Consider the following 14,566-nt stretch of genomic DNA (forward strand, 5'->3'; position numbering starts at 1 on the left):
TAATTTCAATATTAGTAGTCCCATTTTTTCTAATAAACTTATTACTACGATAAGAATTTTGAGTATCCTTTTTAGATTTAAACTGGGGAAAATCACCCTTTCTATTTTTTTAGATACAGCATCTACATGGAGTCTCTGCTGTATAATTTTGTGTAATTACTATTATTATAAAGGAAAAGGACTCATATTTCTATGTTTTTAGAGAAAAATCTTAATAAAAAATACAAAACACACCTAATTATGATATAATAATTAACGAGGGAGGAAAAATTATGCTTTATAAAGCTAATAAAAATCAGATGAATTATGGTGAAGCTGTTGGAATTTTGCTTCTGGATTATGCTGCACCTTTTATACCTGGAGATGTTGGTAATGCCAGCACCTTTGACTATCCGGTTAGATATAAACTTGTAAAAGGAGTGAACTTTAAACAGCTGCTGGAAAAAGATAAAAGTGGTCTGGAAGTCATAATTAAAGCAGCAAAGGAACTGGAACGGGATGGTGTAAGGGCAATAACAGCTGACTGTGGTTTTTTTGCTCTTTTTCAGAAAGAGATAGCAGAAGCGGTTGATATACCGGTGTTTTTATCAAGCCTGCTCCAGATTCCATTTATTTCTTCTATACTTGATAAAAACAGCAAAGTAGGAGTAATAAGTGCAGAGTCCAGCAAGCTGGATGATGATTTTCTTAAGGCAGTAAATGCTGATCCTGATGATATTGTATTAAAAGGTATGGAAGATAAAGAATCTTTTCGAAAAACAGTTATTGAGGAATGTGGAGAACTTGACTCAGAGCAGATGGAAAAAGAGGCGGTAGAAGCTGCTGAAGAACTGGTAAGAGAAAACCCTGAAGTAAAAGCAGTGCTATTGGAATGCAGTATGCTGCCACCATATGCGAAAGCTATTCAGGATAAGGTAAAGCTGCCGGTATTTGATTTTATTACAATGATAGATTATGTATTCAGTGCTTTAGTGAAAAAGAAATATGATGGGTTTATGTAGTTAAAAATATTGAAAGCAGTAATTGAAAGCAGTATAAATTCTGTAAGATAAGTTTTTGCGGAAAAAGTAACATGAGATTGCTGTTAAAAAGTAAAATAATTTTACATTAAATAAAAAATAAAATTATTAAGAGTACGCATATATATAAAACACCTTTCATATGAGAGGTGTTTTTCTCTTCCTGGTATGATAAAATAAACATAAGTGCAAATTTATATAAGCAGGAGATGTAAAAATGATAGATGAAAATATTATCAGAGAATTGGTGCCTGACAGTATTTACAGAAGAGGATTAAAATACTATCATCAGGGTTATATTAAAAGATATTTTCCAAAGGTCACGGGAGAAAACGAATTTCAGATAAATGCTCAGGTAAGTGGAACTAGAGACTATGAAGTTGAACTTTATCTGGAGTTTTATGGAGATAAGTATTACATTGATGGTGTCTGCAGCTGTCCTTATGACTGGGGAGAATACTGCAAGCACGAGATAGCGGTTTTATATAAGTTTTTTAGTGAAGATTATAATAAGCTGCGGCAGCAGAACTCTATAAACTACAACTATCAAAAGCTGATAGAGCTGACTGAACGATTTAATCCGGATAAAAAACCGAAACTTGAATACAGATTAAAGGGAGTTCTGGACCAGAGTTTGAGCAACTTTAAACTTATCATAATATCTGATCAAATTTCCGATTCTGAAATGAATGATATTATAGAAGCTTTAAATGGAGACCTTGTTTTTCTTTTTAAGGAAAATATATTTGAGAGGAATTTTACTGATAAAGAACTGCAGATGGTAGAAAAACTCAGCAGCCTGGATAAAACAAAGGGGAGAGAAAAACACTCACTGCTTTTAACTAAAAATGAGGATAATTTTGAATTTCTACTTAAACTTATTGAAAATTACAGTGTAGTTATGGATGAAATAAAACAGCAGGCTGAAAGTGGCAAAACACTTTATCCGAAACTTAAGCTGACAGGTGATATAGAAAAAATAAAACTAATGACAGTAGATCCTGGTTATCCTATTTACAGTAATCAGGAAGAAAATCTATTCTGGTCTGTGATAGAAAATAAAGTGCATCCGGTTGATCTTTCAGGATATAATGAACTTGATAAAAACATTGATATTCCTGAAAAAAGAAGAGGGGAATTTCTTTTTGAAATGCTGCCTGTGCTGCAGAAAAATACACCTCTTGAAATAAAGGGGAACCTTACAAAATATCAATTGATAAAGGAAGAACCGGATGTCAGTATAAAGCTTGATTACAGTGAAGAGAAGATTTTATGTGATATAAAAGTTAACTTTTCTGGTGAAGATTACTGTAATACTGAACTTTTAGGTCTTGATATGGAAAAAAATAATTATATTCAGTCAGAAGAAGATCCATATACCTGGTATACAAAAGACATCCGAGAGTTTTCTAAAATAATTCGATTTTTAGAAGATTATAATTTTACTGTAAGACCAGATCGGTTTATTTTGAAAAATGAATCTGATATCCAAAATTTTATAACCGATGGACTTCCACATATACCGGAAGAATGGGAGGTTAAGACCACTGACTCATTTGATGAAATAGAAATTAAAAATATAGAACTTGAGCCGATTATAGAATTTTCTGATGGGGAAGGGATAAACTGGTTTGATTTCAAAATAAGCTATAATCTTGGAGGTAAAACTTACAGCAGGCAGGAACTTAAAAAAATGATTTCTTACAATAGAACAGGAGAAGCATATGTAAAGATAGATAAAAAATACTTTGTTATTAATATGGGAGAAAAAGAAAAGAGTATTGACCACATATTGGATCATTCTGAAAAATCTTCAGATGGGGAATACCGCAGCCGCTACCACAATCTGCTTTATTACAGAAATATGCTGCAGAAATCCGGAATAAAATTTGAAGGCAGCAGAGTTTTCAATGAACTGGATAAGGAAATTGGCAGCAGTAAAGCAGTTAAAAAAAAGGAAATTCCATCAGAAGTTAAAGATATACTGAGAGATTATCAAAAAGAAGGATTTTACTGGCTTAATTTTCTCCAGAAGTTCAATTTTGGTGGAATACTTGCAGATGATATGGGTTTAGGTAAAACACTGCAGATGCTGACATTAATTAAAAGTGTATCTCCTCAGCAGCCGGTACTGGTAGTATGCCCCAGAACTTTAATCTATAACTGGAAAGAGGAATCAGATAAATTTTTTGATAATCTAGAAACACTTGTATATTACGGAACACCAGATGAAAGAGATGATATGAGGAATTCTTTTTCTGAGTATGAGCTAATAATCTCTTCATATTCAGTTATCAGCAGGGATATCAAGAAGATTAATCAGGAGAAGCTGAAGTTTTCTCTGGCCATACTTGATGAAGCACAGCATATAAAAAATCACAGGACAAAAAGGGCGAAATCGGTAAAGAATATAAAGGCTGATACAAAACTGGCTCTTACAGGAACACCGCTGGAAAATTCTGCTGCCGAACTGTGGTCTATATTTGATTATCTGATGCCGGGTTATCTGGGGAATTACAGCTATTTTAATAAAAATTTTTATACACCGATATCTAAAAATAATGACCAGCAGAAAATGAAAGAATTAAAAGAACGGGTAGCTCCTTTTATACTGCGCCGACGTAAAGAAGAAGTTCTGGCAGAACTGCCGGAAAAAATTATAAATATTCAGCCTGTAAATATGACACAGCTGCAGGAAGACAGTTATCAGATGGTTCTGGATGAAGTGAAAAATAATTTGAAAGTGACTGTTGAAGAAAGAGGTTTTGAACGCTCTCATATCAATGTGCTGACAGCTCTGACAAAGCTAAGGCAGATATGCAACCATCCCTCTTTAGTGCTGGGAAATGAAGGTTTAAAACACAATTCCGGTAAGCTGGACACCCTGGAGGAACTTGTAAATGATGCAGTAAGTGGTGGGCATAAAGTTATAGTTTTTAGCCAGTTTGTTAAAATGCTAAAATTGATAGAAGAACACTTTGAAAAAAATTATATCAATTATGAATATCTAGATGGTAGTACGAGAAATAGGATGGAAAGAGTGAATAATTTTAATAATAATGAGAATATAGATGCTTTTCTTATAAGCTTAAAAGCAGGAGGTATTGGCCTTAATTTGACTTCTGCTGATATAGTAATACATGTTGATCCCTGGTGGAATCCAATGGTAGAAAGGCAGGCTTCGGATCGGGCCCACAGAATTGGACAGGAAAATAGAGTTATAGTATATAAACTTATAACAAAAGGTACAGTGGAAGAAAAGATGCTTAAACTGCAGCAGAAAAAACAGGATTTATTTGATAATATAATTGAGAACAATGTCAATCCAATCAGTGCAATAACCTGGGAAGATATTCAGGAACTTCTCAGTTAAAATAAAATGTAAATAAGGGACTTCTGACAGTGCAAAAAACGCACAGTATAAATAAATCTAAGGATGTGTAAATATGGTAAAAAGAGAATTTTCAACTCCATCTTTTTTTGTTGATTTGGATATACTTGATATGAATATTGAATCTATGGCAGAGATGTGTAAAAAAAATAATAAAGAACTTTGGCCAATGGTAAAAACACATAAAAGTATGCAGATTGCACAAATGCAGGCTAAAAAAGGTACAGCTGGATTTCTGGCTGGGACTGTACTTGAAGCAGAAAAACTGGTGGAGGCAGGGTTTGACAGTATTGCACTGGCCTATCCTGTTGTTGATGAAAAGAATATTTCAAGAATTATTGAACTTCTTAAAAAGGCGGATATCATTCTGGCTTTTGATGGGGAAAATGCTGCCGAAAAGTTTGACAGACTTCTGGCAGAAGAAAAAATAAAAGCAGAATATCTTATAATAATTGATTCTGGTTTACACAGGCTGGGAGTAAAATCGGAAAAATCAGCTGAACTGGCAGAAAAATTAAAGAAATATGACAACCTTATACTGAAGGGAATATGCACTCATCCCGGTCAGGTTTATGGAGCTGCAAATATGGCAGAAGTAAAAAAAGCTGCTGCTGAAGAGGTGGAAGCGGTAGAAGCGGCTGTAAGAAATTTAGAAGAAAATGGTTTTAATATTGAAATGGCAGCAACAGGAAGTACTCCCACGGCGAACTTTGCTGCTGAATCTGATGTTATTACAGTTTTGAGGCCGGGCAACTATGTGTTTTATGATAATATGCAGGCAGCTGTCGGGGTTGTGCCGCTGGAAAGGTGTTCATTAACAGTTATGGCATCAATTATTTCTCAGCCTGCTGATGATCTGTTTATTCTAAATGCAGGGAGCAAATGTCTGGGTCTGGATAAGGGTGCACATGGTAATTCAAATATTAAAGGCTATGGTGTTGTAAAAGACCATCCAGAATTATTAATTACTGGTTTATCAGAAGAAGTTGCTAAAGTTAAAATTGAAGATAAAACTGAGCTGAAAGTTGGAGATAAGGTAGAGATTATCCCCAATCACTCCTGTTCTGCTGCTAATATGACAGATTATCTTCTGGGCTGCAGAAAAGATGAGATAGATGAAATTATTTATATAGATGCAAGAGGTGGAAGCAGGAAACCTCCAGAGATTAGTTAATAATTTGTCGTTAAGTAAGCTGAAATTTTAATTCTATGATTGTCAATAAGCCTACCAATTCAAGAGCAAAGATTGGATATAAAGATTTTAGCAAATAATATTTCTGGAGGTGCAGTTTGCTTAAACATAAAAGAAAATTAGGATTAATAATCGGAATAGTGACTGCAGTAATTATAGCAAATGGTAATTTTGATGGACTATCAGCTGAAGGCCAGCTCTGTCTTGCTTTTAGCCTGATGACAGTAATATTTTGGGCCACAAATGTTGCCCATCCTGGTTATACTTCTGGTCTTTACCTTATATTACTGGTGATTTTTAATGTTGCACCTGCAGAAAATGTGTTTTCCCTCTGGAGTTCTTCTGTAATCTATCTGGTAATGGGAGCATATCTGATAGCAGGTTCAGTAGAATCTTCCGGACTTGGAGAGAGAATTGCATATAATTATCTGCTAAGATTTGTTAGTTCATATAAAAGTATAATTGTTTCTATATTTGTTTTAACATTCATTTTAAGCCTGCTGATACCACATCCCTGGCCCAGGGCATTTCTTATTATGTCAGTTATGGCAAAGATAATTAAAAGTGCAAACTTAAATGACAGTGATTCAGCTAAAATAGGATTAACAGTTTTTGCAGCATCTGTGCCAATATCGATGATTTTCCTTACTGGAGATAGTACAATTAACATTATGGCAGTTGAATTTTCGGGTATGGAATTAAGCTGGTTTGGCTGGCTTTACAATATGGGTATACCTGCCGCTTTAGCCAGTATATTAACATTTTTTCTAATTATAAATCTTTTTAAAACGGAAGGAAAGATCAGTTTTGATAGAGAGGAAATCAGAAAAAAACTTCGTGGTATGGGTGCAGTAACTCCTTTGGAGAAGAAAACAATTTTGTGGATCTCTATTGCAATAATATTCTGGATGACAGACTCTATCCATGGAATTGAATTAGGCTGGGTAACACTTGCTGTTGCAATGCTGATGAGTTTTCCTATTATTGGAGGAGTTCTTAAATCCGACGACTGGAAACAGGTGCCAGTACATGTGCTGATCTTTTTAACAGCTGCTGTATCAATAGGTAGAATTGGTGGCCTTACAGGGATGAATGCCTGGATCTCATCTGCTGTTTTACCGGAAACAGTACCAGCTAATTTATTTCTGCTTGCCTTTATGATAGCCGTTGTCTCGATATTATTACATATGGTACTGGGCAGTGTTATAGCAGTTATGGGAATTGCAATACCTGCCTTTTTAGTTTTTGCTGAAGGGTCAGGTTTAAATCCACTTGTACCTGCTTTACTGGTTTAATATAAAGATATTTAATCCTGCTGGAATTTTCTGGCAGGATATTTATTTAAAGAAATATTCTGCACATCTGGGTATGTGGTTGCGATATTCTATCGAAGCCATACATCCAGATTTTTTTTGAAATCTTTTTCATTATAGAATTCAAGATATGTAAACTTCTTGCCATGAAATATTTCAGATTTTAGTGTACCGAAGAAACCTTCCAAAAGCTCATTATCAATACATTCATATTTTTTATATCTTATATAACAATTGTATATTTGCTCGATAAGTTCCGATACCTTTTTGATAGATAGCAATGTTTTAATTTCAAATTATTTACTATACGTGGGTTTTCTGTCCATAAAAAATATTTCCAAGTAGAAAGTCTGTTTGAATTAATTAGACTTTCTACTTCGGAAGTATCATATTAATTTGACCAACATGATTTTGTTATTATTATATATATTGTGATATTTTCTTTTTATAAATTAAATTTTTATATATGAAAATTTAATTTATAAAAAAATAATTAAAAATCATCTTTTAATAAAACAGATTAAGTCCTAAATACTCTATATTAATCACTATATCATTATTTTAAAGATTTTTTTATATATTTAAAGGAATAATTTTGATTATAGAGAACTATATTAATAAGTAATAAAAAAAGTAATATTAAAATTAAAATTTTAAATATAAAATGCTAATTTTATTTAGGAGATGATATATATATATGAATAAAGAAGAAAGATATTTAAATCAGTCAGTAATTAATTCTTTTAAAATAATTGAATGCTTTAATGAAAATAATGATGAATTTACTCCTCAGGAATTGAGTAATTTGTTAAATGAAAATTCAAGTTCAATTTGGAGATTAATAAGAACTTTAGAATCAATTGGTTATTTAATTCAAACTGAGAATAATAAATATAAATTAGGATATAAATTACTTAATGGTGTAAGATCAATCTTAAACACTTCTGAAATTAGAAAAGTTGCATATCCTTATTTAGAAGAGCTATCTAAAGACACCAATTTTAATGTTATACTTTCTGTTCTAGATAAAAATAGAGCTGTATATCTAATTAGAATACCAAGTCCACAGATTCCAGATTCTTACTTTCATGTTGGACGAAAAGTTCCGTTATATGCAACTGCCTCTGGAAAAATATTGTTAGCATATCAACCTGAAAATAAAAGAAAAGCGTTAATAGAAAAATTTGAATTTAAAAAATTTACCAATAATACCATAGTAAATAAAAACAAATTATATGAGCATTTAGAAATGGTGAGAGAAAATGGTTTTGCTCAGGATAATGAAGAATTTATTTTTAATACAAATTGTTTAGCAGTTCCGATTCGGGATAGCACCTTGGAAGTTGTAGGAAGTATAAGCATATCAACAAGAAAATTATATAATAAAGGAGGGGTTGATCTTAAAAGCCATTTTCATGAAATATCAGAAAAAGCAATTATAATATCAAATGGATTAGGAGCAAGTCTTTATAATCCGCTTGGAAATGATGCATAAAAGGAGGTTATAAATGAATGAGATTATATGAATATGAAGCAAAAAAAATATTTTATTCTAATGAAATAAAAATTCCAAAAAGTAAAATGGTTTATTCGTCTAAAGATGCAAAAAAAGCTGTTCAAGAGATTGGGTTTCCTGTAGTTGTTAAATCGCAAACACTAATTGGGGGGCGTGGAAAAGCAGGTGGAATAAAAATTGTTGATGAAATTAAAGATTTAGAGAAAACTGTTGAAGAAATATTGCAATTAGAAATAAAAGGATATAAGGCTAACGGGGTTTTAATCGAAGAAAAACTTAATATTAAACAAGAATTGTACTGTGGAATAACAATAGATAGAACATTGGGAAAAGCAGTTATTATGATTAGCTCAGAGGGTGGTATTGATATTGAAACTGTGGCTAATAAGGACCCAGATAAAATAATGAAATTTATGATTGACCCTACAGAAGAAAAATTTTCTTATGAATTCATAGAATTTGTTAAAAAATTAGATTTTTCTGGAAAATTGTTGCTGAAAATTAGTAATGTAGTGAAAAAATTGTTTGAAATTTTTAATAATTATGACTGTAAGATTGCTGAAATTAACCCAATTGTAATTACAGACCAGAATGATGTCATATGTGCGGATGCTGTTCTGGAAATAGATGATTCTGCATTATTTAGACATCCAAATTTTAAAAAAAGAAAATTAAATAGTATGAATGAAAGAGAAAAACACTTTAATAAAAAGGGAGCTACATATGTTAGATTAGATGGTAATATTGGACTCATTTGTAGCGGCGCAGGATTGGGAATGGCTACGATGGATTTAATAAATAATTATGAGAATATGTCACCTGCAAATTTTTTGGAAACAGGGGGCGGTATAACAGAAGATCTTGTTTTTGATTGTATGGAATTAATAATAGAAATACCTGATATTAAAGGTATATTATTAAATTTGTATGGCGGTATTAATCCCATTCATGAAGGTGCAAAAGGAGTAGCTCGAGCAATAAAAAAACATAATTTAAAAATTCCAATAGTTGCTAAAGCACTTGGTAATCGCCAGGAAGAAACATGGAAGATTCTTGAAAAATCAGGAGTTGTAGTTGTTAAAAACTTTGAAACTAGAAAAGCTGTTGAAACTTTAGCAAAAATTTTAGAAGGTGAAAGTGTATGAGTATACTTGTAAATAAAAATACTAAAGTATTAGTACAGGGAATAACAGGTAAAATAGGAAGGGCTCAAACAAAATATATGTTGGATGCAGGTACCAACATTGTTGCAGGTGTAACTCCGGGAAAAGAAGGAACTAAAGTATACGGAATACCTGTATATGATACAGTTAAGGAAGCTAAAGAAAATCATGATATTGATGCTTCAGTATTATTTGTTCCAGCTTCCATAGCAAGGGAATGTGTTATAGAAGCGGCAAAAAATAAAATTAAATTAATAACTTTAATAACTGAGCATACGCCTGTTCATGATGTAATGGAAATGAAATCGTATATTGATAAATCTGATTCGCTTTTGATTGGACCTACAACACCAGGAATCATATCTCCAGGAGAATGTAAAATTGGAATATTACCAACAAATATGTTTACTCCTGGATCAGTAGGAGTTATTTCAAGAAGTGGTACATTATCATATGAGGTGTCCGCAATATTGAGTGATAATAATATTGGGCAAAGTACTGTTGTTGGTATGGGAGCCGACCTTGTTGCAGGTACTAATTTAATAGATATTTTAAAATTATTTAATTCAGATAAAAATACAAAATTAGTTGTATTGATAGGGGAAGTTGGTGGCAGTCAGGAAGAAGATGCTGCTGAATATATTAAAAACGAAATGAATAAACCTGTTGTAGCATATATTGCTGGCGGATCTGCACCTGATGGGAAGAGAATGGGACATGCAGGAGCAATAGTAGAAGGTGGAAAAGGGAGTGCCGAAAGCAAGATTTCGCATTTAACAAGTAGTGGAGTTAAAGTAGTATCATTTTTATTTGAAATTCCAGAAGTAGTAAAAAAATTACTGCAATAATTTTTTCAATATTCACAAATTTAAGAAAGGGTGAAATAATAGATGATATATATTAAAAAAGATATGTGTAAAGGATGTGGACTTTGTATTGAGTTCTGTCCTGTAAACATATTAAAATTTTCAGAAGATTTAAACGAAAAGGGTGTTTATCCACCTGAAGTTACGGATATAAATAAATGTATCGAATGTGAAAACTGTATGATTTACTGTCCTGATTTCGCTATATTTTTAGAGAAAGGTGGTGTAAAAAATGAAAAATAATAAAACTGATTTTATTCAAGGTAATATTGCATGTGTTGAAGGAGCAATAGTAGCAGGATGTAAATTTTTTGCAGGTTATCCAATAACACCAGCTTCAGAAATAGCTGAACATATGTCAGAAAGAATGTTTCAGGTGAATGGTACTTTTATTCAAACCGAAGATGAATTATCTTCCATTGCAGCAGTCGTTGGATCTTCTTGGGCAGGTGCTAAAGCTATGACAGCTACCTCTGGTCCGGGAATAAGTTTGATGCAAGAAAACATTGGGCTGGCCATTGCAACTGAAACTCCACTGGTTATTGTTGATGTTCAAAGAGGAGGACCGTCAACTGGTAGTCCAAGTATTAGTTTGCAGGGAGATACCATTCAAGTTAAATATGGTTCTCAGGGTGAATATCAAGTTATTTCAATAGCACCATCATCACCTCAAGAGATGTTTGACTATACAATTTGGGCATTTAATATTGCTGAAAAATTTCGAACTCCAGTATTTGTTATGGCAGATGTTATGGTTGGTCATATGCGAGAACAGGTAGAATACCCGGAGGATTATAACGAATTAGAGATTTTTGATAGAAAGATATTAGATGATCCAGATTCAACAGAAGGAAGATTTTTAAGTACAGAAGTAGCTCCGATGCCGATTTTTGGTAATGGATTTAAGGCTAATGTAACTGGATCTACTCACGATGAATTTGGATGGAGAAATGTTTCTGATCCGAAGGTTATGGATAATTTTATTAAAAAATTAACAAATAAAATACTGAATAATAAAAGTGAGATAATTAGAACTGAGAAAGAATATATGGAAGATGCGGAAGTAGTGTTGTTATCTTATGGCAGTGTTTCTAGAGCTGCTCTAGAAACAGTACATACAGCACGAGAAAAAGAAATAAAAGTAGGATCATATAGACTTGTTACTGTTTGGCCTTTTCCAGAAAAAGAAATATCTAAAATGTCAGAAAATGTTGAAAAAATAATTGTTTTAGAAAATAATTTGGGACAAATTTATCCTTATGTTCGTTCTGCTGTAGACGGAAAGGCAGAGGTGGAATTATTGTCTCCATCTGTATTAGGGGAATTTTTTGAACCAAATTATATTTTAAACAAAATAAAGGAGGCAAAATAATGCTTAAAGATATAGAACACCCTTTACAAAAATATATTCGTCCTGGAACTAATTATACAACATGTCCAGGATGTGGTAATGGAATTTTGGCGCAAAGTACTTTAAGAGCAATAAAAAATCTAGAATTAGATTTTGATAATATAGTGTTTGTTTCTGGTATAGGTTGTGCTGGATGGATTCCCAGTCCTTCATTTAATACAGATGTGCTTCATGTTACTCATGGAAGAGCAATTGCCTATGCAACTGGCGTAAAATTAACAAATCCTAAATTGAAAGTTGTTGTTTTTAGTGGTGATGGTGATCTCTCTGCAATAGGTGGTAATCATTTTATTCATGCTGCCAGGCGCAATATTGATCTAACTGTTATATGTGTCAATAATAGAATATATGGAATGACAAGTGGACAGGCTGCACCTACAACACCAAAAAATAGTAAAACTACTACAACACCTTATGGAAATATGGAAAATACTTTTGATTTAAGTGATCTGGCGAAAAGTGCGGGAGCAACTTTTGTAGCACGATGGACAACTTACCATGCGCGTCAATTGACAAAATCAATTGCTAAGGCTATAGATAAAAAAGGGTTTTCTTTTATAGAAGCTATATCCCAATGTCCAGTACACTATGGAAAAGTGATTGGAATGAGAAATGATGCCCCTTCAATGATGAAAGAATTTAAAAGTAAATCTATACATATAAATAAAATAGATTCATTAAGTAATGAATCTTCAGATGACAAAATCATTGTAGGAGAATTGGTCAATGAGAATGAAAAAGCTGAGCTGACAGATTTAATGCAAAGTTTACGCACGGAGGTGGGTACAGATGGCTAACATTAATATTAGAATAGCTGGAATAGGTGGCCAGGGAGTAGTATTATCAGGAATCATATTAGGAAGAACTGCTTCTGTATATGAGGGTAAAAATGCTGTTCAGACCCAATCATATGGATCAAGTGCTAGAGGAGGAGATGTTTGTTCAGAAATAATTATTTCTAATAAAAAAATTATATATCCTCAAGTACTAAAATCTGACATATTAATAGCTCTTTCTCAAAAAGCGGTTGATAAATATAGAGATCAAATATTAGAGGGAGGCACATTAATAGTGGATAAAGATTTAACAAAATTAGAATTTGAAACAGAAAAATTTAAAGTTTATGGTGAATCTTTTAATAAAACTGCTATTGATGAGTTTAATAATAAAACAGTGGCAAATATGATTATGTTAGGCTATCTTGTCAAAAAAACTGAAATAGTTGATGTAGAATTATTAAAAAAAAGCATATTGGAATCAGTTCCAGTAGAAACAAAAGAAATTAATATTAAAGCTTTAAATAAAGGAATGCTGCTTGCGCAATAAAATAATAGAGAAAGGAGTTATACTGATGAAAAAAATAAAAATGAGGAAAATTACGCAGTCATTTAATAATGAGTTTATTGATGATATTCCTGCTGAAATTAGAAAAGAATTTGAAAAAATCAATTTTGATAAAATAATAAAACCAGGTATGAAAATTTGTATAACTGTAGGCAGTCGAGGAATTGATAATATTAAGTCTATTATAAAGAGTGTTATTCAGGAAGTAAAAAAAAGAAAAGGAGTACCGTTTATTACTCCTTCAATGGGGTCACATGGTGGTGCTTATGCAGAAGGCCAACTGGCTATATTAGCCAAATATGGTATAACAGAAAAAGAAATGGGAGTACCAATAGAAGCAACTATGGATGTAATAAAATTAGGAGAGATTGAAAATGGACTGCCAGTATATTTTGATAAAATAGCATATGAATCTGATGGGATTATTGCAGTTAATAGAGTTAAAGTTCATACTGGATTTAAATCAGAAATTGAAAGTGGGTTACATAAAATATTGGCAGTAGGATTGGGTAATCATAAAGGAGCAAAATTAGTTCACTCATTGGGAGTAGATGGACTTAGAAATTATATTGTAGAATTTGCAAAAGTAATTTTGAAAAAAGCACCTGTTGTATGTGGACTTGCAATTTTAGAAAATGCTTATGATAAAACATTTAAATTAAAGGCAGCCAGGCCAGAATCTTTCTGGGAAGTTGATACTGAACTATTGCAGGAATGCAAGAATCTTTTTCCCTCTCTTCCAGTTAAAGACATAGATCTTTTAATAATTAAGGAAATGGGTAAAAATATTAGTGGAACTGGTATTGATACTAATATTATTGGTGGTATTATGGGACCGGTTGAAGAATTTAATCTTCCTCAAATAAAAAAAATCATGGTTTTAGATTTAACACCGGAGACACAGGGGAATGCTATGGGAATTGGAATAGCAGATTTAATTACTGAGAAACTTTTTAATAAGATAAATTATAAATCAACCTATGCTAATGCTATTACCAGTACTTTTTTTGAAAGGGCAAGAATTCCTATGGTATTTAAAACAGAAAAAGAAGGAATTGAAGCAGCTCTTGAAGCTATTTGGAATCTACCAGGAGAAAAACCTAGAATTATAATTATGAAAAACACATTAGATTTAGAAAATTTATATGTTTCTGAAGTTATTTGGGATGAAATTAAAGAAAATATAGAAATAAAATCAGAAAATGACTGGGAAAATATTAAATATGATCAAGAAGGAAATTTAGTAATGAAATATATTTTAAACTAAGGGGGTGAAAAAGAAAAAATAATGAACAGTAGGTAAAAATTATTTGTTTTGGTCGAGTTATTACTGACGCTAATAAAAAAGGAG

General features: G+C 32.2%; 12 protein-coding genes. All 12 read left to right on the plus strand.

Annotation, left to right across the window (positions count from 1 at the left end; translation table 11 throughout):
- The first annotated feature begins 272 nt into the window (after positions 1-272).
- Positions 273-1,001, plus strand: a complete 729-nt coding sequence (locus tag DFR78_RS08835) for an aspartate/glutamate racemase family protein (RefSeq protein WP_114458479.1) — start codon at positions 273-275, stop codon at positions 999-1,001.
- A 235-nt stretch (positions 1,002-1,236) separates the two neighbouring features.
- Positions 1,237-4,392, plus strand: coding sequence for an SNF2-related protein (locus DFR78_RS08840; RefSeq protein ID WP_114458480.1), 3,156 nt, complete (start codon positions 1,237-1,239; stop codon positions 4,390-4,392).
- Positions 4,393-4,465: 73 nt separating this feature from the next.
- Positions 4,466-5,584: an alanine racemase gene (locus tag DFR78_RS08845; RefSeq protein WP_114458481.1), complete on the plus strand. Its 1,119-nt coding sequence runs from the start codon at positions 4,466-4,468 to the stop codon at positions 5,582-5,584.
- 116 nt (positions 5,585-5,700) lie between these two features.
- Positions 5,701-6,897, plus strand: coding sequence for an SLC13 family permease (locus tag DFR78_RS08850; RefSeq protein ID WP_114458482.1), 1,197 nt, complete (start codon positions 5,701-5,703; stop codon positions 6,895-6,897).
- Positions 6,898-7,612: 715 nt separating this feature from the next.
- A complete protein-coding gene (locus DFR78_RS08855; RefSeq protein ID WP_114458483.1) occupies positions 7,613-8,410 on the plus strand; it encodes an IclR family transcriptional regulator in 798 nt (265 codons plus the stop codon).
- A 17-nt stretch (positions 8,411-8,427) separates the two neighbouring features.
- Positions 8,428-9,576: a succinate--CoA ligase subunit beta gene (locus DFR78_RS08860; RefSeq protein WP_114458484.1), complete on the plus strand. Its 1,149-nt coding sequence runs from the start codon at positions 8,428-8,430 to the stop codon at positions 9,574-9,576.
- Positions 9,573-10,442, plus strand: a complete 870-nt coding sequence (sucD, locus tag DFR78_RS08865; RefSeq protein ID WP_114458485.1) for a succinate--CoA ligase subunit alpha — start codon at positions 9,573-9,575, stop codon at positions 10,440-10,442. The genes DFR78_RS08860 and sucD overlap by 4 nt, the downstream gene beginning before the upstream one ends.
- 42 nt (positions 10,443-10,484) lie before the next feature.
- Positions 10,485-10,703, plus strand: coding sequence for a ferredoxin family protein (locus DFR78_RS08870; RefSeq protein ID WP_114458486.1), 219 nt, complete (start codon positions 10,485-10,487; stop codon positions 10,701-10,703).
- Entirely contained in the window at positions 10,693-11,832 is a 1,140-nt protein-coding gene (locus DFR78_RS08875) for a 2-oxoacid:acceptor oxidoreductase subunit alpha (RefSeq protein ID WP_114458487.1), read from the plus strand. Before DFR78_RS08870 ends, DFR78_RS08875 begins: the two co-directional genes overlap by 11 nt.
- Complete coding sequence (locus tag DFR78_RS08880) at positions 11,832-12,668, plus strand: thiamine pyrophosphate-dependent enzyme (protein WP_114458488.1); 837 nt, start codon at positions 11,832-11,834, stop codon at positions 12,666-12,668. Before DFR78_RS08875 ends, DFR78_RS08880 begins: the two co-directional genes overlap by 1 nt.
- Positions 12,661-13,197 carry a 2-oxoacid:acceptor oxidoreductase family protein gene (locus DFR78_RS08885; protein WP_114458489.1) on the plus strand — a complete coding sequence of 179 codons (537 nt, stop codon included), beginning with the start codon at positions 12,661-12,663 and terminating at the stop codon, positions 13,195-13,197. Before DFR78_RS08880 ends, DFR78_RS08885 begins: the two co-directional genes overlap by 8 nt.
- Positions 13,198-13,222: 25 nt before the next feature.
- Positions 13,223-14,482: a lactate racemase domain-containing protein gene (locus DFR78_RS08890; RefSeq protein WP_114458490.1), complete on the plus strand. Its 1,260-nt coding sequence runs from the start codon at positions 13,223-13,225 to the stop codon at positions 14,480-14,482.
- The last annotated feature ends 84 nt before the right edge of the window (positions 14,483-14,566 follow it).

The sequence above is a fragment of the Halanaerobium sp. MA284_MarDTE_T2 genome (assembly GCF_003337245.1).
GTDB lineage: Bacteria > Bacillota > Halanaerobiia > Halanaerobiales > Halanaerobiaceae > QPJE01.

Excerpts from the sequence above, each read along its gene's own strand:
- DFR78_RS08835 (WP_114458479.1), top strand. The coding sequence starts at position 273 with ATGCTTTATAAAGCTAATAAAAATCAGATGAATTATGGTGAAGCTGTT.
- DFR78_RS08840 (WP_114458480.1), top strand. The coding sequence starts at position 1,237 with ATGATAGATGAAAATATTATCAGAGAATTGGTGCCTGACAGTATTTAC.
- DFR78_RS08845 (WP_114458481.1), top strand. The coding sequence starts at position 4,466 with ATGGTAAAAAGAGAATTTTCAACTCCATCTTTTTTTGTTGATTTGGAT.
- DFR78_RS08855 (WP_114458483.1), top strand. The coding sequence starts at position 7,613 with ATGAATAAAGAAGAAAGATATTTAAATCAGTCAGTAATTAATTCTTTT.
- DFR78_RS08860 (WP_114458484.1), top strand. The coding sequence starts at position 8,428 with ATGAGATTATATGAATATGAAGCAAAAAAAATATTTTATTCTAATGAA.
- sucD (WP_114458485.1), top strand. The coding sequence starts at position 9,573 with ATGAGTATACTTGTAAATAAAAATACTAAAGTATTAGTACAGGGAATA.
- DFR78_RS08870 (WP_114458486.1), top strand. The coding sequence starts at position 10,485 with ATGATATATATTAAAAAAGATATGTGTAAAGGATGTGGACTTTGTATT.
- DFR78_RS08875 (WP_114458487.1), top strand. The coding sequence starts at position 10,693 with ATGAAAAATAATAAAACTGATTTTATTCAAGGTAATATTGCATGTGTT.
- DFR78_RS08880 (WP_114458488.1), top strand. The coding sequence starts at position 11,832 with ATGCTTAAAGATATAGAACACCCTTTACAAAAATATATTCGTCCTGGA.
- DFR78_RS08885 (WP_114458489.1), top strand. The coding sequence starts at position 12,661 with ATGGCTAACATTAATATTAGAATAGCTGGAATAGGTGGCCAGGGAGTA.
- DFR78_RS08890 (WP_114458490.1), top strand. The coding sequence starts at position 13,223 with ATGAAAAAAATAAAAATGAGGAAAATTACGCAGTCATTTAATAATGAG.